The organism is Curtobacterium sp. ABR8 (genome assembly GCF_057812125.1).
Map to the genome: position 1 here is coordinate 1,087,895 of NZ_CM173818.1, position 18,465 is coordinate 1,106,359.

Annotated in this window: 20 protein-coding genes; 15 read left to right on the plus strand and 5 right to left on the minus strand. The window is 70.0% G+C overall.

What is annotated here, in order from left to right; translation table 11 throughout:
- The first annotated feature begins 35 nt into the window (after window positions 1-35).
- From iolC to ACXKZB_RS05375, 11 genes are all read left to right on the plus strand, one after another.
- On the plus strand, window positions 36-1,067 hold the full coding sequence (gene iolC, locus ACXKZB_RS05325; RefSeq protein WP_488825047.1) for a 5-dehydro-2-deoxygluconokinase: 1,032 nt from the start codon (window positions 36-38) through the stop codon (window positions 1,065-1,067).
- On the plus strand, window positions 1,060-2,001 hold the full coding sequence (locus ACXKZB_RS05330) for a class I fructose-bisphosphate aldolase (RefSeq protein ID WP_488825049.1): 942 nt from the start codon (window positions 1,060-1,062) through the stop codon (window positions 1,999-2,001). The genes iolC and ACXKZB_RS05330 overlap by 8 nt, the downstream gene beginning before the upstream one ends.
- Window positions 1,998-3,509: a CoA-acylating methylmalonate-semialdehyde dehydrogenase gene (locus ACXKZB_RS05335; protein ID WP_222659909.1), complete on the plus strand. Its 1,512-nt coding sequence runs from the start codon at window positions 1,998-2,000 to the stop codon at window positions 3,507-3,509. Before ACXKZB_RS05330 ends, ACXKZB_RS05335 begins: the two co-directional genes overlap by 4 nt.
- Before the next feature lie 8 nt (window positions 3,510-3,517).
- Window positions 3,518-4,450, plus strand: a complete 933-nt coding sequence (iolB, locus tag ACXKZB_RS05340; RefSeq protein WP_488825051.1) for a 5-deoxy-glucuronate isomerase — start codon at window positions 3,518-3,520, stop codon at window positions 4,448-4,450.
- Between the two features lie 17 nt (window positions 4,451-4,467).
- Window positions 4,468-6,375 (plus strand): 3D-(3,5/4)-trihydroxycyclohexane-1,2-dione acylhydrolase (decyclizing), encoded by a 1,908-nt coding sequence (gene iolD, locus ACXKZB_RS05345; RefSeq protein ID WP_488825952.1) that lies wholly within the window; start codon window positions 4,468-4,470, stop codon window positions 6,373-6,375.
- Window positions 6,376-6,425: 50 nt separating this feature from the next.
- Window positions 6,426-7,352 (plus strand): sugar phosphate isomerase/epimerase family protein, encoded by a 927-nt coding sequence (locus tag ACXKZB_RS05350; protein WP_173169472.1) that lies wholly within the window; start codon window positions 6,426-6,428, stop codon window positions 7,350-7,352.
- Window positions 7,353-7,403: 51 nt separating this feature from the next.
- The gene (locus ACXKZB_RS05355) at window positions 7,404-8,435 is read left to right on the plus strand and encodes a Gfo/Idh/MocA family protein (RefSeq protein WP_488825053.1); all 1,032 of its coding nucleotides are present in this window, start codon (window positions 7,404-7,406) and stop codon (window positions 8,433-8,435) included.
- A 3-nt stretch (window positions 8,436-8,438) separates the two neighbouring features.
- Window positions 8,439-9,308: a sugar phosphate isomerase/epimerase family protein gene (locus ACXKZB_RS05360; RefSeq protein WP_123938993.1), complete on the plus strand. Its 870-nt coding sequence runs from the start codon at window positions 8,439-8,441 to the stop codon at window positions 9,306-9,308.
- Entirely contained in the window at window positions 9,305-10,417 is a 1,113-nt protein-coding gene (locus ACXKZB_RS05365; protein ID WP_488825056.1) for a transaldolase family protein, read from the plus strand. Before ACXKZB_RS05360 ends, ACXKZB_RS05365 begins: the two co-directional genes overlap by 4 nt.
- Window positions 10,414-11,631 (plus strand): Gfo/Idh/MocA family protein, encoded by a 1,218-nt coding sequence (locus ACXKZB_RS05370; RefSeq protein WP_488825058.1) that lies wholly within the window; start codon window positions 10,414-10,416, stop codon window positions 11,629-11,631. Before ACXKZB_RS05365 ends, ACXKZB_RS05370 begins: the two co-directional genes overlap by 4 nt.
- Window positions 11,632-11,753: 122 nt before the next feature.
- The gene (locus tag ACXKZB_RS05375; RefSeq protein WP_123313298.1) at window positions 11,754-12,161 is read left to right on the plus strand and encodes a tautomerase family protein; all 408 of its coding nucleotides are present in this window, start codon (window positions 11,754-11,756) and stop codon (window positions 12,159-12,161) included.
- Between the two features lie 151 nt (window positions 12,162-12,312).
- On the opposite strand, the gene ACXKZB_RS05380 is transcribed toward ACXKZB_RS05375, so the two are convergent.
- From ACXKZB_RS05380 to ACXKZB_RS05395, 4 genes are all read right to left on the minus strand, one after another.
- Entirely contained in the window at window positions 12,313-13,071 is a 759-nt protein-coding gene (locus ACXKZB_RS05380; RefSeq protein ID WP_123313299.1) for a GntR family transcriptional regulator, read from the minus strand.
- Window positions 13,072-13,166: 95 nt separating this feature from the next.
- Window positions 13,167-13,625 carry an SRPBCC family protein gene (locus ACXKZB_RS05385; RefSeq protein WP_488825061.1) on the minus strand — a complete coding sequence of 153 codons (459 nt, stop codon included), beginning with the start codon at window positions 13,623-13,625 and terminating at the stop codon, window positions 13,167-13,169.
- A gap of 74 nt (window positions 13,626-13,699) precedes the next feature.
- Window positions 13,700-14,338 carry an exonuclease domain-containing protein gene (locus ACXKZB_RS05390; RefSeq protein WP_488825062.1) on the minus strand — a complete coding sequence of 213 codons (639 nt, stop codon included), beginning with the start codon at window positions 14,336-14,338 and terminating at the stop codon, window positions 13,700-13,702.
- Window positions 14,339-14,402: 64 nt separating this feature from the next.
- Window positions 14,403-14,867, minus strand: coding sequence for a hypothetical protein (locus tag ACXKZB_RS05395; protein ID WP_488825064.1), 465 nt, complete (start codon window positions 14,865-14,867; stop codon window positions 14,403-14,405).
- A 91-nt stretch (window positions 14,868-14,958) separates the two neighbouring features.
- On the opposite strand from ACXKZB_RS05395, the gene ACXKZB_RS05400 reads away from it, so the two are divergent.
- The 3 genes from ACXKZB_RS05400 (at window position 14,959) to ACXKZB_RS05410 (ending at window position 17,468) form a co-directional block, all read left to right on the plus strand.
- Entirely contained in the window at window positions 14,959-15,576 is a 618-nt protein-coding gene (locus ACXKZB_RS05400; protein WP_488825065.1) for a hypothetical protein, read from the plus strand.
- Window positions 15,577-15,587: 11 nt separating this feature from the next.
- Window positions 15,588-16,661, plus strand: coding sequence for a redox-regulated ATPase YchF (gene ychF, locus ACXKZB_RS05405; RefSeq protein ID WP_488825067.1), 1,074 nt, complete (start codon window positions 15,588-15,590; stop codon window positions 16,659-16,661).
- Between the two features lie 624 nt (window positions 16,662-17,285).
- Complete coding sequence (locus ACXKZB_RS05410; RefSeq protein WP_139196588.1) at window positions 17,286-17,468, plus strand: hypothetical protein; 183 nt, start codon at window positions 17,286-17,288, stop codon at window positions 17,466-17,468.
- Window positions 17,469-17,513: 45 nt separating this feature from the next.
- On the opposite strand, the gene ACXKZB_RS05415 is transcribed toward ACXKZB_RS05410, so the two are convergent.
- Window positions 17,514-17,795, minus strand: coding sequence for a hypothetical protein (locus ACXKZB_RS05415; RefSeq protein WP_488825070.1), 282 nt, complete (start codon window positions 17,793-17,795; stop codon window positions 17,514-17,516).
- 500 nt (window positions 17,796-18,295) lie between these two features.
- On the opposite strand from ACXKZB_RS05415, the gene ACXKZB_RS05420 reads away from it, so the two are divergent.
- Window positions 18,296-18,460: a hypothetical protein gene (locus tag ACXKZB_RS05420; RefSeq protein WP_488825072.1), complete on the plus strand. Its 165-nt coding sequence runs from the start codon at window positions 18,296-18,298 to the stop codon at window positions 18,458-18,460.
- Window positions 18,461-18,465 lie beyond the last annotated feature (5 nt).

Genomic DNA, 18,465 nt, shown 5'->3' on the forward strand with positions numbered 1-18,465 from the left:
GCCGATGAAGCCGCACGGAAGGTCCACCACGTCGCATGACGAATCCCGCTCCCCACGCCTACGACGTGATCACGATGGGACGCGTCAGCGTCGACATCTACCCGCAGCAGACCGGCCCGCTCGAAGACGTCACGACGTTCTCGAAGTCCGTCGGCGGCAGCGCCACGAACGTCGCCATCGCCGCCGCTCGCCACGGCGCGGACGCCGCGGTCATCACCCGCACCGGCAACGACCCGTTCGGCCGCTACATCGCCCGCGCCCTGCCGGAGTTCGGCGTCGCGAACGCCTTCGTCGAGACGGTCGAGGGGCTGAACACCCCCGTCGCGTTCTGCGAGATCTTCCCGCCGGACGACTTCCCGCTGTACTTCTACCGGGCCCCGAAGGCGCCGGACCTGATGATCACGGCGAAGTCCCTGCCGCTGCACGAGATCGAGCGGGCGAAGATCTTCTGGACCACGGTGACCGGCCTGAGCGAAGAGCCGAGCCGCAGCGCACACCACACCGCGTTCCAGGCGCGGAGCGCCGCCGACGCCCCGACAGCACTGCACACCGTGGTGGACCTGGACTACCGCTCGATGTTCTGGTCGAGCCCCGAGGCCGCGACGCGCGAGGTCGCCGTCGCCCTCGAACACGCCACGGTCGCCGTCGGCAACCGCGAGGAGTGCGAGGTCGCCGTCGGCGAGACCGACCCGGTCCGCGCCGCCGACGCCCTGCTCGAGCGCGGGGTCGAGATCGCCATCGTCAAGCAGGGCCCCAAGGGCGTGCTGGCGAAGACCCGCGACGAGTTCGTCGAGTTCCGCCCGCACCACATCGACGTCGTCAACGGGCTCGGCTCCGGTGACGGCTTCGGCGGCGCGCTGACCCACGGCCTGCTGCAGGGCTGGGGCCTCGAGCGGATCCTCGCGTTCTGCAACGCCGCCGGCGCCATCGTCGCGACGCGGTTCGAGTGCTCGACGGCGATGCCCACGAGCGACGAGATCGAGTCGTTCATCGCCAGCAACCCCGCCGACGGCACGAGCCACACGAGCACGGGTGCGACCAAGACCGAGGAGAAGACCCATGCCTGAGATCAGCCCCGCTGACTTCCAGCGCCTCCGGGACATCCGCGCCGGACAGCCCGAACTGGTGCGGTCCGTGCTCGACGCTCGGCACAAGCGCTCCCTGCTCGCCGACGACGGCAAGCTCTTCATCGTCGCCGCGGACCACCCGGCACGCGGTGCCCTGGCGGTCCGGAACGACGAGTCCGCGATGGCCGACCGCTACGACCTGCTCGAGCGGCTCGTCACGGCGCTCGGCCGCCCCGGGGTCGACGGGGTGCTCGGCACGCCCGACATCCTCGAGGACCTGGCACTGCTCGGCGCCCTCGACGGCAAGGTCGTCGTCGGGTCGATGAACCGCGGCGGACTGCGCGGGGCGACGTTCGAGATGGACGACCGCTACACCGCGTACTCGGCACAGGCCATCAAGGACTCCGGGCTCGACTTCGCCAAGCTCCTCGTGCGCATCGCCCTCGAGGACGCGGGCACGGCACCGACGCTCGAGGCCACGGCCCGTGCGGTCAGCGAGGCCGCCGCGCTCCAGCTGCCGATCATGCTCGAGCCGTTCATGTCCGCGTGGCAGGACGGCCGGGTGGTGAACGACCTGACCGCCGACGCCGTCATCACCTCGATGGCGATCGCCGCGGGCCTGGGCGAGTCCAGCGCCTACAGCTGGCTGAAGATCCCGGTCGTCGACGACATGGAGCGGGTGATGGCGGCGACGACGCTGCCGACGCTCCTGCTCGGGGGCGACCCGTCGAGCAGGCCGCTCGAGACCTACGCCAAGTGGGCCGACGCCCTCGCGCTCCCCGGCGTGCGCGGCCTGGTCGTCGGCCGCACCCTGCTCTACCCGCCGGACGGCGACGTCGCCACCGCGGTCGACGTGGCCGCGGGTCTCGTCCACACCGGCAGCGCCGGCGCCACGCACGCAGCAACCACCACACTCGAAGGAAGCAACGCATGACCACCACGGAGACCGCCACCACCACCGTCGGCCACTGGATCGGCGGCAAGCACGTCGAGTCCGCGTCGGGCAACAGCGCCCCCGTGTACGACCCGGCCCTGGGCGTCGCGACGAAGCAGGTCGCCCTGGCGAACGAGGACGAGATCCAGGCCGCCATCGCGAGCGCCAAGGCGGCGTTCCCGGCGTGGAGCAACCTGTCGCTCACCAAGCGCCAGCAGATCCTGTTCTCGTTCCGCGAGATCCTGAACCGCGACAAGGGCGAGCTCGCCGAGATCATCACGAGCGAGCACGGCAAGGTCATCGACGACGCCCTGGGCGAGATCGCCCGTGGACAGGAGGTCGTGGAGCTCGCCACGAACATCCCGAGCCTGATGAAGGGCGAGTTCTCCGACCAGGTCTCCACCGGCATCGACGTCTACTCGATCCGGCAGCCGCTCGGTGTCGTGGGCATCATCAGCCCGTTCAACTTCCCGGCGATGGTGCCGCTGTGGTTCCTGCCGATCGCGATCGCAGCGGGCAACACCGTCGTGCTGAAGCCGTCCGAGAAGGACCCGAGCGCCGCCATCTGGCTCGCCGAGAAGTTCACCGAGGCCGGTCTGCCCGACGGCGTCTTCAACGTGCTCAACGGCGACAAGCTCTCGGTCGACGGGCTGCTGACCAGCCCGGACGTCGAGTCGATCTCGTTCGTCGGTTCCACGCCGATCGCGCAGTACGTCTACGAGACGGGCACGAAGCACGGCAAGCGCGTGCAGGCCCTCGGCGGCGCGAAGAACCACATGCTCGTGCTGCCGGACGCGGACCTCGACCTGGTCGCGGACAACGCCATCAACGCGGGCTTCGGATCCGCCGGTGAGCGCTGCATGGCGATCTCGGTCGTCGTCGCCGTCGAGCCGGTGGCCGACGAGCTCATCCAGAAGATCACGGACCGCGCGGCGACCCTGCGCATCGGCGACGGTCGTCGCGGGTGCGACATGGGCCCGCTCGTCACGAAGCAGCACCGTGACAAGGTCGCCTCGTACATCGAGGTCGCAGAGCAGGACGGTGCGGTGGTTGTGGTGGACGGCCGCACCGTCCGACCCGACGGCGACGAGAACGGCTTCTGGCTGGGCCCGACGCTGATCGACCAGGTCCCCACCACGAGCCGCGTCTACACCGAGGAGATCTTCGGTCCGGTGCTCAGCGTCGTCCGCGTCGCCACGTACGAGGAGGGCCTCGAACTCATCAACTCGGGTGCGTACGGCAACGGGACCGCCATCTTCACCAACGACGGCGGCGCCGCGCGCCGCTTCCAGCGCGACGTGCAGGTCGGCATGATCGGCATCAACGTCCCGATCCCCGTGCCGGTCGCGTACTACTCGTTCGGCGGCTGGAAGAACTCGCTGTTCGGTGACCACAAGGCGTACGGCGCCGACGGCGTGAGCTTCTTCACCCGCCAGAAGGCGATCACGAGCCGCTGGCTCGACCCGTCGCACGGCGGCATCAACCTCGGCTTCCCGTCGAACAACTGACCCGCAGCATGGCGAACGAACAGCACGAGCACGACCAGTGGTTCATCCCGGCGGGCTCCCGGCCCGAGGCGGGCTGGACCGACGTCGTCGACGGTCGCATCGCAGGATGGACGCACACCGGGCTCCGGACCGGCACCCTGACGGACGGCGACCCGACCGGCACACGCGAGCTGCGCCTCCCGGCCGACGCCGTGGAGCGCATCGTCGTGCCGCTCGCCGGGGCGTTCCACGTGACCTACGCGGGCGCCGCCGGTGACGGCGAGCAGGCCCTGCAGGGGCGCGCGAGCGTGTTCGAGGGTCCCACCGACGTCCTGTACCTGGGGTCCGGATCGCAGGCGACGATCACCGGCAGCGGCCGGTTCGCGGTCGCCGAGGCGCCCACCGACACCGTCAAGCCGACCACCTACGTGGCCCGCCAGGACGTGCCGGTCGAGCTCCGCGGTGCCGGGCAGTCCAGCCGGCAGGTGCACAACTTCGGGACCCCGGCCGCCCTCGACGCCGTGCAGTTCATCGTGTGCGAGGTGATCACGCCGGCCGGCAACTGGTCGTCGTACCCGCCGCACAAGCACGACACGAACGTGCCCGGCGAGGAGTCGAACCTCGAGGAGATCTACTACTACGAGTCGGCGGTCGCACGCGGCCTCTCCGCTCCGGCCACCGCCGATCCGTTCGCGCTGCACCGGACCTACGCCTCGGACGACCGTCCGATCGACGAGTTCCGCGAAGTCCGCACCGGCGACGTCGCGCTCGTCCCGCACGGGTGGCACGGCCCCGCCGTCGCCGCGCCGGGCTACGACATGTACTACCTCAACGTGATGGCCGGGCCCGACCCGGAGCGCGTCTGGAACATCACCGACGACCCGGCGCACGGCTGGGTCCGCCAGGTGTGGGAGAGCGAGCAGCTCGACCCGCGCCTGCCCTACGAAAGGAAGCAGGCGTGACCACCACCACGCGCCGGATGACCGTCGGTCAGGCACTCGTCGAGTTCCTGGCCAACCAGTGGACCGTCGACGGCGACGTCCGCGAACGCACCATCCCGGGGATCTTCGGCATCTTCGGGCACGGCAACGTCGCCGGCGTCGGACAGGCCATCAAGCAGCTCCACGTCGAGCAGCCCGGACTGCTGCCGTACCACCAGGCCCGCAACGAGCAGGCGATGGTGCACGAGGCCGTCGGCTTCGCCCGCATGCACCGCCGCCGTGCGACCTTCGCCGCGACGGCGTCGGTCGGCCCGGGTGCCGCGAACATGCTCACCGCCGCCGCGCTCGCGACGACGAACCGCCTGCCCGCACTGCTGCTGCCGTCGGACACGTTCGCGACGCGGACCACCGACCCGGTGCTCCAGCAGATCGAACTGCCGCACGACACCTCCCTGCAGGTGACCGACGCGTTCCGTCCGCTGTCGCGCTACTTCGACCGTGTCGAGCGCCCCGAGCAGCTGTTCTCGATCGCCCTCGCGGCGATGAGGGTGCTGACCGACCCGGCCGAGACCGGTGCCGTGACGATCGCCCTGCCGGAGGACGTGCAGGCCGAGGAGTTCGACGTCCCGGTCGCGTTCCTGCAGCCGCGCGAGTGGCACATCCGTCGGCCGCTGCCCGAGCACGGGCCGCTGGCGCGTGCGGTCGCCGCGATCCGGGCGGCGAAGCGCCCCGTCATCGTCGCGGGCGGTGGCGTGCTGTACTCCGGCGCGGAGCACGAGCTCTCCGCCTTCGTCGAGGCCACCGGCATCCCGGTCGGCACCTCGCAGGCCGGCGGCGGCTCGCTCGTCTGGGACCACCCGCAGTCCCTGGGTGGCATCGGCGCGACCGGCACGGCCGCCGCGAACGCGGTCGCCGCGCAGGCGGACGTCGTGATCGGGATCGGCACGCGCTACAGCGACTTCACGACCGCGTCGCGGACCGCGTTCCAGAACCCGGACGTCACGTTCGTGAACGTCAACGTGGCCGCGTTCGACGCCTACAAGCACGGTTCGCAGCTGCCGCTGATCGCGGATGCCCGGGAGGCCCTGGTCGCGTTGACCGCGGCGCTCACGTCGACCGGGTCGTCACCCGCAGAGCCCGCGTACGTCGTCGAGGCCGCCTACGCTGCGGAGATCGCGTCGCTGAAGGCGGCGTGGGACGCAGCCGTCGACGGCGCGTTCGCGCCGTCCGGCGCGGACCTGCCCGGCCAGCCGGAGATCATCGGCGCCGTGCAGTCGGTGTCCGACCCGCGCGACGTCGTCATCCAGGCGGCCGGCTCGCTGCCCGGCGACCTGCACAAGCTCTGGCGCGTGCGGGACGCCCTCGGCTACCACGTCGAGTACGCGTTCTCGTGCATGGGCTACGAGATCGCGGGCGGCATCGGCGTCCGTCGTGGCGCCCCGGACCGCGACGCGATCGTCATGGTCGGCGACGGCAGCTACCTCATGCTGCACACCGAGCTCGTCACCGCCGTGGCCGAGGGCATCAAGATCATCGTGGTGCTCATCCAGAACCACGGGTACGCGTCGATCGGGCACCTGTCCGAGACCGTCGGGTCCGAGCGCTACGGCACGAAGTACCGCTACCTGGACGAGACGCAGTCGTTCGACAACGGCGACCCGCTGCCCGTCGACCTCGCGGCGAACGCGCGGTCGTACGGCGTCGACGTGATCGAGGTCCAGCCCGGCCCGGACAGCATCGAGGACCTCAAGGCCGCGCTGCGTCAGGCGAAGGCGAACGACCACACCACCCTCGTGCACATCAACTCGGACCCGCTGGTCTACGCGCCCGAGGGCGACGGCTGGTGGGACGTGCCGGTCGCGCAGACCTCGACGCTGTCGAGCACGCAGACCGCCCGCACCGAGTACGAGCAGCAGGTCGCCGCCCAGCGCCCGCTGCTCGGCTGAGCACCACCGTCCACCACACGCACCACACCAAGAGAGCAGACGACGACGTCATGACCGACACCGCCACCGCAACCGACGCCATCCGGATCGGCACCGCCCCCGACTCGTGGGGCGTCTGGTTCCCCGACGACCCGAACCAGGTCCCGTGGAAGCGCTTCCTCGACGAGGCGGCCGCCGCCGGGTACGAGTGGATCGAGCTCGGACCGTACGGCTACCTGCCGACCGACCCGTCGCAGCTGTCGGACGAGCTCGAGTCGCGCGGGCTGAAGCTCTCCGCCGGCACCGTGTTCACCGGGTTCCACAAGGGCGAGGACCAGTTCCAGCGCGCCTGGGACCAGGCCGTGGCGGTCGCGGGTCTGGCGGCCAAGCTCGGCGCCCAGCACCTCGTGACGATCCCGGACCTCTGGCGCTCGGACGCCACGGAAGAGGTGCTCGAGTCGCGCACCCTGACCGACGAGCAGTGGGACCGCCTCGGCAAGGGGCACGACCAGCTCGGCAAGGCGCTGCTCGAGGAGTACGGCGTCCACCAGCAGTTCCACACGCACGCCGACAGCCACGTCGGCACCTACAAGGAGACCGTGCGGTTCCTCGAGGTGACGAACCCGGAGTACACGAACCTCTGCCTCGACACCGGTCACTTCGCGTACTACGGCGGCGACAACCTCAAGCTCATCGCCGCGCACCCGGAGCGCATCGGGTACCTGCACCTCAAGCAGGTCGACACCGACCTGCTGTTCGACGTGCTGAAGAACGACGTGCCGTTCGCCACCGCCGTGTCGCAGGGCATCATGACCGAGCCGCCGCACGGTACCCCGGAACTCGCCCCGATCATCGAGGCCGTCGCGAAGATCAACCCGGACGTCTTCGGCATCGTCGAGCAGGACATGTACGGCTGCTCGGTCGACGCCCCCGGCCCGATCGCCGAGCGCACGTTCCAGCACATCTTCGGTTCCACGTCCGCCGCCCGCGTGTCCTGACCGGCCACCAACAGCCGTCCACGCAGCGTCATCTACCCCAGGAGCACCGCCATGAGCACCACTGACAACCTCCGCGTCGCCGTCGTCGGCGCGGGCGCCATGGGCAGCGACCACATCCGTCGCATCACCTCGACCATCGCCGGCGCCGACGTCGTCGCCATCGTCGACCCCGACAGCGGCCGCGCGACCGCCGCCGCGGCGAAGGCGCCCGGCGCGATCACCGCAGCGTCGTTCGAGGAAGCACTCGACGCCACCGCGATCGACGCCGTCATCGTCGCGACGCCGGGCTTCCTGCACGAGCCGGTCCTGGTGCCGGCGCTCGAGCGCGGCCTGGCCGTCTTGTGCGAGAAGCCGCTCACCACGTCGGCCGAGGACTCCCTGCGGATCGTCGAGCTCGAGCAGCAGCACGCCGACCGCCCGAGGATCCAGGTCGGCTTCATGCGCCGCTTCGACAAGGGGTACCAGGAGCTGCGTGCCCTGCGGGAGTCCGGTGCCAACGGCGCCCTGCTCGCGCTGCACCACGCGCACCGCAACCCGACCACACCGCCGAACTTCAGCGAGTCGATGCTCATCCACGACTCGGTGATCCACGAGATCGACATCATCCCGTTCATCACGGGCGAGGCGATCACGAGCGTCGAGGTGAAGAAGCCCCGCAAGAACTCGCTCGCGCCGGCCGACCTGCCCGAGCCGCAGTTCGTGCTGTTCACCACCGAGTCCGGCACCATGGCGATCGTCGAGATCAACGTGAACGCCCAGTTCGGCTACCAGGTCACGACCGATGCGGTGTTCGAGTCCGGGGTCGCCTACATCGGCCGCGAGACCTCGTTGAACCTCGTTTCGCAGGGCGTCTCCGGCCAGGGCGTCACCCCGTCGTTCGTCGAGCGCTTCGGTGCCGCCTACGACGAAGAGGTGCAGCGCTGGGTCGACGCCGCGCGGGCCGGCGGGATCGACGGGCCGAGCGCCTGGGACGGGTACACGGCGTCGGTCGTCGCCGAGGTCGCCGTGCGTGCGCAGCAGTCCGGTGCGCTCGAACCGATCACGTACGCGACCGCGAAGCCCGCCTTCTACGAGACGGCCTGATCGATGCCGAAGATCGCACTCGACCCCACGCCGTACCACCACGACCTGTCGCTGCTGGAGTTCCCGCAGAAGGTCGCCGACCTCGGCTACGAGTACCTGCAGCTCACCCCGCACAAGGACTTCATCCCCTTCTACCGGCACCCCACGGCCGACGACGACCTCGTCGACGCGTTCGCCGCGGCGTGCACGACGGCCGGGGTGCAGGTCGCATCGGTCCTGCCCGTCCTGCGCTGGGCCGGTCCGGACAAGGAGGCCCGCGAGGCCGCCGTCAAGAAGTGGAAGCGGGTCATCGAGATCACGAAGCGCCTCGGCGTGGACACGATCAACACGGAGTTCTCCGGCCGCCCCGAGCGCGCCGAGGAGTCCGAGGACCAGTTCCACTGGGCGATGGAGGAACTGCTGCCGATCATCGAGGACTCCGGCATCCGGGTCCTGATCGACCCGCACCCCGACGACTTCGTCGAGGACGGGCTCGAGGCGCTCCGGGTGATCCGTGGCCTGAACTCGAAGAGCATCGGCTTCGTCTACGTCGCCTGCCACACGTTCCACTACGGCGGCAACATGGACGAGATCATCGACGCCGCGGGCGACTCCCTGCAGCTCGTGCACGTCGCCGACGCCTACGACCACCACCGGTCGCACGGGCTGCGCTACATCACGAACCCGCCCGGCAACCCGGTCCGGGTGCACCAGCACCTGCCGGTCGGGCAGGCGGACGTCGACTTCGACGCCTTCTGGGCCGCCCTCGACCGGGTCGGCTTCACGGCGCGCGAGGACACCGTCGCGGTGTCGAGCGTCTTCGCGGAGGACGAGAACGCCGACGAGGTCTCGCGCTTCCAGCTCGACACGATCAAGAAGGGACTCACACGATGACCGACACCCTCGAGACCACGACGCCCACCGGCGCCGACCCCCGACCCGTCACGCTGCAGGCCGCGTCGCAGACCGTGACCGCCCTGTGGAACGACTCCGCCGACCCGCGCGAACTGTCGACCGCGATCCACGAGTACGGCGCCGTCGGGGCGACCTGCAACCCGGTGATCGCGTACACGTGCATCAAGCAGGACCCGGAGACCTGGGTGCCGCGCATCCGCGAGATCGCCGCCGAGCACCCGACGGCGGGGGAGTCCTGGATCGGTTGGAAGGCCGTCGAGGAGCTCTCCATCGCCGCGGCCGAGCAGCTGCTGCCCGCGTTCGAAGCGTCCGGCGGCCGCAACGGTCGCCTGTCGATGCAGACAGACCCGCGGTTCCACCGCGACGCCGACGCCCTGGTCGAGCAGGCGGTGCGGTTCTCGCAGCTCGCCCCGAACATCATCGTGAAGATCCCCGCCACCGAGGTCGGCATCGCCGCGATCGAGGAGGCCGCGTACCGCGGTGTCTCGATCAACGCGACCGTGTCCTTCACGGTGCCGCAGGTCGTGGCCGTCGGCGAGGCCATCGAGCGTGCGCTCGACCGTCGTGCCGCCGACGGGCTGCCCGACCAGGAGTTCGGCCACGTCGTCACGTTGATGGCCGGCCGCTTCGACGACTGGCTGAAGACCGTCGTCAAGCGCGACCACGTCCTGGTCGACCCCGGCATCCTCGAGTGGGCCGGCGTCGCCGCGGTGAAGAACGCCTACCGCGTGTTCCAGGAGCGTGGTTTCCGGTCGCGCGTGCTCGTCGCCGCCTTCCGCAACGCGCTGCAGTGGTCGGAGTTCCAGGGCGGCGACCTCGTCGTCTCCCCGCCGTTCCAGTGGTCGAAGGACATCAACGCGAACGCGTTCCCGTTCCGTCCGGACGCCATCGACGACGAGGTGCCGGCCGACGTCATCGCGGCCCTGCGTGCCGCGACCCCTGAGTTCGCGCGCGGCTACGACGTCGACGGCATGACGATCGACGAGTTCGACCGGTTCGGCGCCACGGTGACGACCCTGCGCCAGTTCCTCGACGCCGACGCGCAGCTCGACGCCCTGGTCCGCGACATCATCGTCCCCGCCGCATGACCGCCGGGAACACCGTCGCGCCGGACACCATCGGCGTCGGCCTCATCTCGGTCGGCTGGATGGGGCGGCTGCACTCGCGTGCCTACCGCGCCCTGCCGGACCACTTCCCCGAGCTCGGCGTGCACCCCCGGCTCGTGGTCGCCGCGGACCCGATCGAGGCCGCTCGCGACCAGGCCGTCACCCGCCTGGGCTACGAGCGGGCCGTCGCCGACTACCACGAGGTCCTCGTCGACCCGGCCGTCGACGTCGTCTCGATCTGCTCGCCGAACTTCCTGCACCGCGAGATGGCGGTCGCTGCTGCCGAAGCGGGCAAGCCGTTCTGGATCGAGAAGCCGATGGGCCGCTACGCGAGCGACTCGCGCGAGATCCACGAGGCCGTGCAGCGCGCAGGCGTCATCACGAGCGTCGGGTTCAACTACCGGCACGCGCCGGCGATCGAGCGGGCGCGCGAACTCGTCCGCAGCGGCCGCCTCGGTCGGATCACGAACGTGCGGGGTTCGTTGCTCGCCGACTACTCGTCCGACCCCGCGGCGCCGCTGACCTGGCGCTTCGAGCGGGAGCGTGCCGGTTCGGGCGTGCTCGGCGACCTGCTCTCGCACGGCCTCGACCTGGCGCAGTACGTCGTCGGTCGGATCGCCAGCGTGAGCGCCCTCGCCGAGACCTTCATCCAGGAGCGCCCGAAGCCGGCCGCGGGCATCGTCGACCGGAGCGCCGCAGCCACCGGTGCGCTCGGCCGCGTCGAGAACGAGGACTACGCCGCCCTGCTCTTCCGCTTCGAGGACGGGGCCGTCGGCACCATGGACTCGAGTCGTGTCATGCGGGGACCGCACGCCGAGTACACGCTCGAGATCTACGGCACCAAGGGCTCGGTGCGGTGGGACTTCCAGCGGCTCAACGAGCTCGAGGTGTACCTCGACGGCCAAGAGGTCGACGGCTACGCCACGCACTACGTCGCCGCGGGTGACGGCGAGTTCGCGCGCTTCCAGCCCGGCGCCGGCACGGCCATGGGCTACGACGACCTGAAGACGATCGAGGCCGCCCAGTTCATCGCGAGCGTCCGTCGCGGGGAGCAGCTCGCCCCGTCCGTCGCCGACGGACTGGCCGCAGCGTCCATCGTCGAGGCGGCGGAGGCGTCCCTCGCCGACGGTGCGTGGCACGACGTCGCGCGCGTCGACGGGCCGCTCACCTACGCGGCGGCGACCCCCGTGCTCTAGACGGTCGCGGACGACGGACGGGAGGCGCGGTGCCAGCTGGCACCGCGCCTCCCGTCTCGCTGTTATGGGCTCTCAATCCATGTTAGTTTGTCAGTACAAAGTCCCGAACTGCAGGAGGCACCATGCCGCTCGTCCGTATCGACCTCGCCACCGGCCGCACGCCGCAGGCGGTGCGCGCCATCGCCGACGCCATCCACCAGGCCATCGTCGACGTGTACGCGATCCCCGTGCGCGACCGGTTCCAGGTGATCACCGAGCACCCGGCGCAGCAGATCATCGCCGAGGACGCCGGCCTGGGGTTCGAGCGCACCGAGGGTGTCATCGTCATCCAGGTCTTCACGCAGCGCGGGCGCACCGACGAGGCGAAGACGACGCTGTACGCGGCCATCCACGACGCCCTGGCGGCGATCGGTGTCGCGTCCGAGGACGTCTTCATCGGCTACGTCGAGAACGGCCCGCAGGACTGGTCGTTCGGCTTCGGACGAGCGCAGTACGTGACGGGCGAGCTCGGCGTGCCCTCGCTCGCCTGAGCGCCCGCGCGAGCCCGCTCGTCCCGTCCCGTCCGCCCCGAGGTTCCGAAATCTCGGCATCTCGAGGCGTTCAGCGGCCATCCGTGGAACCTCGGCGTCACGCGCGCGGCGGTTCGTGGAACCTCGACGTCACGCGGACCGCGCGGACTTCCTACTTGTCGACGAGGGTGACCTCGAACGAGTAGCGGTCGGGGCGGTAGCAGTGCACGCCGTACTCGACCGCACGGCCCGAGGCGTCGTACGCGGTGCGGCTCATCGTCAGGACCGGGTCACCGTCCTCGATCTCGAGCAGGCCCGCCTCTTCGTCGGTGACCGCGCGGGCACCGATCCGCTGCTTCGCCACCCGCATCGTCACACCGCGACCGCGGAGCAGCTGGTACAGCCCGTGGTCCTGCAGGTCCTGGTCCGTGATCTCGAGGAACTCCGGCGGCAGGTAGTTCTCGAGGATCGCCATCGGGACGTCCTCGGCGAACCGCACGCGGCGGATGTGCGCCACGGTCGTGCCGGGCTCGACGCTCAGCGCGGCTGCGACATCGTCCGGAGCCGGCACGTCGTTGCGCTCGAGGAGCTTCGTCGCCGGGGCCTGCGACCCCTGGGCCAGGTCGTCGTACAGGCTCGTGAGCTCGACCTTGCGGGTCACCGGGCCGTGCACGACCTGCGTGCCGATGCCGCGGCGACGGACGAGCAGCCCCTTGTCGACGAGGTCCTGGATCGCCCGACGGATCGTCGGGCGGGACAGTCCGAGGCGCTCACCGAGCGCGATCTCGTTCTCGAGACGGGCGCCGGGCGGCATCACGCCGGAGCGGATCGACTCCTCGATGCGCGAGGCCACCTGGAAGTAGAGGGGCATGGGACCCGACCGGTCCAGGTCCATGAACAGGTCGGACGGCAGCTGGCCTTCGTTGGTCATCGCGGTCCTTCGGGGAATTGCGGGTTCGGCAGCGGTGCCGAGGGATTGTCGTGACAATACCACCGGGTACCCTGCTCCCCGGTGTGCCACTCCCGTCAGCGCTCGACGACCGCCTTCAGCTTGGCGAGGCCCTTCTCGAAGTCGCCGCCGAGGAACTCGTCCATGTTGACGAACACACCCATCACGCGCGACATCAGGTTCTGCGGGCTCGTCATCGACCACACGACCCGCGTGCCACCCTCGAGCTCTTCGAGCCGGAACACCACCGCGCTCGACGACCGGAACGGTGCGGTGAACTGCAGGTCGACGTCGACCTCGGCGGCATCGACCCGGGTGATCGCCATCGAGCCGGCGCCGGCCTTGCGGTTGCCCTTCCAGGCGTACGTCGAGCCGACCGTCCCCGGTTCACCGGTGTAGGTCCGCTGCAGCGCGGGATCCCGCCCCTCCCACGGCGACCACTCGACCCAGCGCTGCAGGTCCGCCAGGTACGGCGTGATCTCCGCGGCGCGAGCCGTGATGACGGTCTCGCGTTCGATCGTGGTGGGCGCAGCCATGCGCTGAGCGTAGTGTCGCGGGCGAGGCCGCGACAGGGACCTTCGGCTCGGCCGGCTCGGCCGGTCCGATCAGCTCAGTCGGCGAAGACCATCGGGCGGTTCGACAGGCGCGGCTGCGGCGTCGACGCCTTGGGCTTCTCGGCGCGGGCCCGGACCGGGGCGATCGTCACCCGGGTCGCCGCACCCAGGGCCTCGACCGTGTCGGTGCCGTGGTGGCCGGCAGCGTGGATGACGATCGCAGCACACGCCTCGGCATCGGCCGCGGCGTCGTGGTGCTGGAACCCCTCGAACCCGGCGGCCATCGCGGCGACCGGCAGTCGGTAGGAGTCGAGCGTGTAGGTCTTGCGGGCGACCGCGAGCGAGCACATCGAGTGGTGCTCGGCGAGGTCGATGCCGGTCGCGGAACACCCACCGGCGATGACGCCCATGTCGAACCGGGCGTTGTGCGCCACCAACACGTCACCCTCGGCAAACGCCACGAGGTCGGGGTACTGCTGCTCCCACGTCTTCGCCCGGACGACGTCCTCGGCGACGATCCCGTGAATCCGGGTGTTCCACTCGAGGAACGCGTCGTGTCCGAGGGGCGGGCGGATGAACCACGACGCCCGGTCGACGACCCGGCCCGCGCGGACCTTGACGAGTCCGACGGAGCACGCACTGGCGGGCGAGCTGTTCGCGGTCTCGAAGTCGATCGCGGTGAAGTTCAACGGCACGGTTCCGATCGTCGCACGGGGCGCCGACATCGCCGGAAGCCGCCTCGGCGTTGCGGCCGGACGCTCAGCGGCGGCGTGCCGACCGGGAACCGCTGCGCCGACGTCGTGCCGTCGCGCGCCACGTCGCCGTCCGACGCGCACGTTCGCGCTTCCAGTAGGGCGCGAGCAGCGTACCCACCATCTCGAACGCCACCGCGACGCCGTCCAGTCGCCAGCGCAGCGGCAGGCTCTCGACGTGTTCGGTGAGTCCGGCGGTCAGGTCGCCGGTGACGACCGGGAACCCGAAGTCCCGGGGGAGGGGGATCCCGCGGAACCGGTCCTCTTCGGCGTAGTCGATGGTGTCGTCCTCGGGGTCGTAGACGACCAGGACGTCGGCCTCGAGCTCGGCCATCGCATCGTGCAGCTGCTCGAGCTCAGCGCGAGAGGCCTGCTCGAGGGCGGCGAGGGTCTCCGGGGCGAAGCGCTGCCGCAGCGCCGGCGCTCCCATGCCCACCGAGTGCACACCGCGCTCGTCGCGTTCGAACCACATCGACGTCCTCCTGTCCCGTCGCCCGGTCCGGACGACGGGGACCACGCTGCCAGATGCCGTCGGGGCGCGTTCCGCGCGGTAGCGTGCGCGCATGGGGAACGACGGAGACGATCGGCCGCTCGTGCTGGTGCTCGCCGGGGCCGGCTACGGGCAGCAGGCGCCATTGCTGTGGTGGTCACAGGCCATCGCGTCGGCGGCCGGGTGCGAGGTCGTGGCGCCGGCCTGGACCATCGACGACGACGCCGGGGCCGACCCGGTGGCGTTCGTCGAGGCCGCGATCGGGGCTGCGCTGGACGATCGCCTGCCCGACCTGGTCACCGCGAAGTCGTTCGGGTGCTTCGCCCTGCCGTGGGCGATCCGGAACGACGTCCCCGGGGTCTGGCTGACGCCGGTCCTCACACACGACGACGTGGCCACGGCGCTCGCCGCCGCCACCGACGCGCACGACGCGATCGGGGGTGGAGACGACACCATGTGGCGGCCCGAGCGGGTCTCGGGGACTGCTGCGCGCCTCCAGACCGTCGACCGTGCCGACCACTCGCTGCAGGTGGCCGGTGACTGGCGACGCTCACAGCGGTTGCAAGCCGACGTCTTCGACGTCGTCGAGGGTCGCATCGCCGCCCTGCGGCCCCGGATGGGCGGGTCGCCACCGCTGGACCGACGGACGGACTGGAGGCCCGGGTCGGCTCCGGCAGGTCGCCGCCGGTAGGCTGTGCTTCCGTGGCTCTCACCATCGGAATCGTCGGTCTCCCGAACGTCGGCAAGTCGACCCTGTTCAACGCCCTCACCAAGAACCAGGTCCTCGCCGCGAACTACCCGTTCGCGACGATCGAACCGAACGTCGGCGTGGTGAACCTGCCGGATCCGCGACTCGACCAGCTCGCCGAGCTGTTCCACTCGGAGAAGACCGTGCCCGCGCCGGTGTCGTTCGTCGACATCGCCGGCATCGTCAAGGGTGCGAGCGAGGGTGAAGGACTCGGCAACAAGTTCCTCGCCAACATCCGCGAGGCCGACGCCATCGCGCAGGTCGTCCGCGGCTTCACCGACGACGACGTCGTGCACGTCGCCAACAAGGTGTCCCCGAAGGACGACCTCGAGGTCATCAACACCGAGCTGATCCTCGCCGACATGGAGACGATCGACAAGGCGCTCCCGCGGTACGAGAAGACCGTGAAGCTCAAGCAGGCCGAGCCGATCGTGCTCGAGACCGCTCGCGAGGCCCGTGCCGCGCTCGAGCAGGGCACCCTGCTGTCCGCGACGAAGATCGACCTCGCGCCGATCGCCGAGCTCGGACTCCTGTCCGCCAAGCCCTTCATCTTCGTGTTCAACGTCGACGAGGCGATCCTGACCGACGACGCCCGCAAGGCCGAGCTGGCCGCGCTCGTCGCCCCGGCCCAGGCCGTGTTCCTCGACGCCCAGGTCGAGTCGGAGCTCATCGACCTCGACCCCGCCGACGCCGCCGAACTGCTCGAGTCGACCGGTCAGACCGAGTCGGGACTCGACCAGCTCGCCCGCATCGGCTTCGACACCCTCGGGCTGCAGACCTACCTGACGGCCGGTCCGAAGGAAGCCCGCGCGTGGACGATCGGCAAGGGGTGGAAGGCGCCCCAGGCTGCCGGCGTCATCCACACCGACTTCGAGAAGGGCTTCATCAAGGCCGAGGTCATCTCGTTCGACGACCTGGTCGAGACCGGCTCCATCGCCGAGGCCCGCGCTGCCGGCAAGGCCCGCATCGAGGGCAAGGACTACGTCATGCAGGACGGCGACGTGGTGGAGTTCCGGTTCAACAACTAGCAGGCCTGGGACGACGCGGATCTAGCGAGATTCAGCGTTCGCAGTCCGCAAGGAGTCCGCAGAATCTCCGGCAACGGCTCGCATGAGACCCGCAATTGCGGACCGGGGGCGGTCCTCCGCGTTCGGCCACAGGTGGCTGTATGTGTTCAGCGTGACCGACGCGGACCGATAAAATTGGCAGCGGTGAGATCGTGAGGGGCACCCCCTGGGTGCTGCTCGGTGTTGGTAGCGACCATCAGGGGTGTTAGTCGTCGGGCTCGGGTACGTCTTCGGTCCATCGGTCTTGCCACGACGAGTCGTCGCTGCCGTCGTAGTGCGACCACTGGTGACCAGGGCGCAGCGTGCACCGTGTCCCGTACGGTCGGGCTCGTTGCGTGGCGTATACGCGTGTCCCTCGTCGGACCAGGTGACGCGCTCAGGTGATTCGTCGAGGTAGTCCATGCTCGGCTCCCTCAGTCTCGGTCGTGCGTGGCGCCGTCCAGTACCTGGTTGATCTCGGCCATGGTGGCGGGGTGCAGTGGTGGGCCGGGGCGTCGGTTGGTGCGGTGTGCGCTGGGCCCGTCGTTGTCTGTGCTGCTCGGTAGCATCTGAGTTCCCTTCACCTACCAGCAGAGGAGCATTCACATGCCCACAGAACATGAAGTAGCCGAAGCCAAGCGCAGCACTCAGAAGGTGCTGTTCGAACGGATCGAGAAGGCGGCTGGGAACAGCAGCCTGCAGTTCCCGCAGCTCGAGTCCCTCGCTCGTGCCTACCGATACGTCGCAGGTGGCTCGCAGCCCGGTGGCAGTGAGTCGTCCACGAAGTAGCTATACGAAGGCCGGGCACCTCACGGTGTCTGGCCTTCATCGCGTTCAGGAGGCGGGCCGGATCTCAACGTCGGCGGTGTCGCCCTTGCTGGCGTTGCAGTGCCGGTGCATCGGCTGCAGCTGCTGGCCAGCGAGGCGGCCGCCGTTCGCGAGCTCGTCGGGGTGGTCGGCGGTGAACGAAATGCGGTCCGTGTCGGGCAGCGTCGTGTCGATCGCGTTGCCGCACCACCAGCAGGGCAGGTTCTCGGCAGCCGTGCGGCGCTTCAGCGCAGCCTGCGCACGACGGTAGGCGCGGTGGCCGTGGCCGTTGCGGACCGTGCTTGTCACGGTTCGACGGGCAGGTAGGCGACGGCGCCGTCGGTGAACATGACGTCGATGCCGATGATCTGCCCGGCTGCCCGCTTCACGTCGAAGCGGTCGAGCTGGGGGGGGCTTTGTAGCCGTGCGCCTTGAGGTGTGCGCGGACTTCGGTGAGTGTCATCGGTGCGGTCCCTCGATGGTCTCGGCCTGATGGGGTTCCCCGTGCTCGCGCCGAGATCGTTGGTTCGCTGTGCGGCCGGTCCCAGAGCGGGGTGCGGGACCGGCGGCTAGGTGCGGTGCTGGTACGTGTCGGCGGGCACGAGGAAGTGGTGGGGGTGACTACGCTCGGCTCATGCAGAGCAGCATCACAGTCAATAGCGTCGAAATGTCGATGCGGGGGGAAGCCAAGCCTTGATGCTTGGGCAGTCATCGAGCGCATCGTCGAATCAGGCGATGTGCGTCAGCTTCGTGTCAGCGGTACCGATGCGTCCGGTACGCCCTTCACGACCGCGCACCTGATCACTCCGGTGAGCACGTACGTCATCCACCTTGTTCACGGCGAGCAGGAGTTCGGCGACACCGAGTTCTTTGAACGGCTGAAAGACAACACTGGAGCGCTCGCCGTGGAGTACGGGCTGCTGGACGCGCCGAGTTCGGAGGATTCGGGGGATTCGCACGAGTCAACCTCCTGAGCCAT

Coding starts and splice junctions, on each gene's coding strand:
- iolC (WP_488825047.1), top strand. CDS start 36: ATGACGAATCCCGCTCCCCACGCCTACGACGTGATCACGATGGGACGC.
- iolB (WP_488825051.1), top strand. CDS start 3,518: ATGGCGAACGAACAGCACGAGCACGACCAGTGGTTCATCCCGGCGGGC.
- ACXKZB_RS05410 (WP_139196588.1), top strand. CDS start 17,286: ATGCCCACAGAACATGAAGTAGCCGAAGCCAAGCGCAGCACTCAGAAG.
- ACXKZB_RS05360 (WP_123938993.1), top strand. CDS start 8,439: ATGCCGAAGATCGCACTCGACCCCACGCCGTACCACCACGACCTGTCG.
- ACXKZB_RS05380 (WP_123313299.1), bottom strand. CDS start 13,071: ATGACCAACGAAGGCCAGCTGCCGTCCGACCTGTTCATGGACCTGGAC.
- ACXKZB_RS05400 (WP_488825065.1), top strand. CDS start 14,959: ATGGGGAACGACGGAGACGATCGGCCGCTCGTGCTGGTGCTCGCCGGG.
- ACXKZB_RS05330 (WP_488825049.1), top strand. CDS start 1,060: ATGCCTGAGATCAGCCCCGCTGACTTCCAGCGCCTCCGGGACATCCGC.
- iolD (WP_488825952.1), top strand. CDS start 4,468: ATGACCGTCGGTCAGGCACTCGTCGAGTTCCTGGCCAACCAGTGGACC.
- ACXKZB_RS05355 (WP_488825053.1), top strand. CDS start 7,404: ATGAGCACCACTGACAACCTCCGCGTCGCCGTCGTCGGCGCGGGCGCC.
- ACXKZB_RS05370 (WP_488825058.1), top strand. CDS start 10,414: ATGACCGCCGGGAACACCGTCGCGCCGGACACCATCGGCGTCGGCCTC.
- ACXKZB_RS05350 (WP_173169472.1), top strand. CDS start 6,426: ATGACCGACACCGCCACCGCAACCGACGCCATCCGGATCGGCACCGCC.
- ACXKZB_RS05375 (WP_123313298.1), top strand. CDS start 11,754: ATGCCGCTCGTCCGTATCGACCTCGCCACCGGCCGCACGCCGCAGGCG.
- ACXKZB_RS05365 (WP_488825056.1), top strand. CDS start 9,305: ATGACCGACACCCTCGAGACCACGACGCCCACCGGCGCCGACCCCCGA.
- ACXKZB_RS05385 (WP_488825061.1), bottom strand. CDS start 13,625: ATGGCTGCGCCCACCACGATCGAACGCGAGACCGTCATCACGGCTCGC.
- ACXKZB_RS05395 (WP_488825064.1), bottom strand. CDS start 14,867: ATGTGGTTCGAACGCGACGAGCGCGGTGTGCACTCGGTGGGCATGGGA.
- ACXKZB_RS05335 (WP_222659909.1), top strand. CDS start 1,998: ATGACCACCACGGAGACCGCCACCACCACCGTCGGCCACTGGATCGGC.